Source organism: Ruegeria sp. CDSB113, assembly GCF_059611045.1.
Window position 1 is genome coordinate 1 of sequence record NZ_JBXWOU010000039.1, and the last position, 1306, is coordinate 1306.

The 1306-nt window shown below is 56.4% G+C and carries 1 protein-coding gene; it reads right to left on the reverse strand.

All coding sequences use genetic code 11. The features are described from left to right. Nucleotides 1-191: 191 nt before the first annotated feature. Nucleotides 192-1211, reverse strand: a complete 1020-nt coding sequence (locus AC2FIS_RS23160) for an IS110 family RNA-guided transposase (protein WP_496775617.1) — start codon at nt 1209-1211, stop codon at nt 192-194. Between the last annotated feature and the right edge of the window lie 95 nt (nt 1212-1306).

Genomic DNA, 1306 nt, shown 5'->3' on the forward strand with positions numbered 1-1306 from the left:
ATATTCTGTCAGTACAGTCGTGTGTCCGGCCTGTTTGCGTGGCAGTTGCCACTGGCCCTGATGAGTTCCGCAAGTAAGGTTCCTATCGGGAATACGACCTCTGAAGGCCGCGCCATTGGTCGGAGTGTCCTTACTCTTGGGTGACTTCGGTTCGCATCATCACATCAAACGTCTTGCATCTCCGGGCAGGATCAACAGATCGGCTGCCGGTATTCCTCTTGTTTCGTCAATAACGCCCAAATGATCCGGGCGGATTTATTCGCCATGGCGACTGTCGCCAGTCGGAAAGGCTTTTCGTCTAGAAGCTTCGCAGTCCAGGTGTCGGCTTTCTCTGGGCTGTTCCTAGCCATGAGCGCGCGCGACGTCATTCCGATGATCAGCAGTTTTCGGATGTACCGGTCACCCTTCTTTGTGATCCGCCCGAGGCGCTCTCGACCGCCGCTGGATTTGTTCAGCGGTGTCAGCCCCAGCCAAGCCGCCAAATCGCGTCCGGTCTCGAACTGTTTTGCATCGCCAATGGTGGCGACAACGTCCGAAGCCGTGATGGGTCCGATCCCCGGCATTCTCATCAGACGTCGTGCATCGGCATCGAGCCATGCGTGTTGTTCGATCAGTTTGGTAAGCCCATCAACCCGCGCATTGAGCCCGTTCAGTTGATGACACATCACGCCGAGGATGCCGTCCGCGATCTCGGGCATTTCCAACTGCGCTTCGGTGCCGTGTTCCCGAGCGAACTTAGAAACAGCCTCAATACCCGTCGGCAGGATATGTCCAAATTCCCGGAGGATGCTGCGGATCATATTGACGACCTGGGTGCGCTGCCTAACGACCAGATCCCGCGCTCGATGGATGGCCAGTACTGCCTGTTGGTCTTCGGTCTTGATTTCGACAAAGCGCATGGTTGGTCGCCGAACTGCTTCGCAGATCGCTTCCGCGTCGGCTGCGTCCGTCTTTCCGCGCTTCACGTAGGGTTTAACATAGGCGGCTGGCATCAAACGAACATCGTGGCCAAGTTTGCGCAGCTCGCGTGCCCAATGATGCGCCGAACCGCACGCTTCCATGCCGACAACACATCTCGGCAGCGTTTCGAAGAACGCCCGCAGTTTGGCACGTTTGATCTTTTTGTTGATGATTTTGCGTCCGGTGGCTGAAACACAGTGCACCTGAAAAACGTCCTTGGCCAAATCCAGGCCTACGGTTTTAACTGTCATTGGGTGGCTCCTTTCCTAGCAGTAGATAACAACTGCACTTTGGCACGTTCGATGCCGGTGGTGCAGGAGCCATCCACCTCATCCAGATTGGGCCG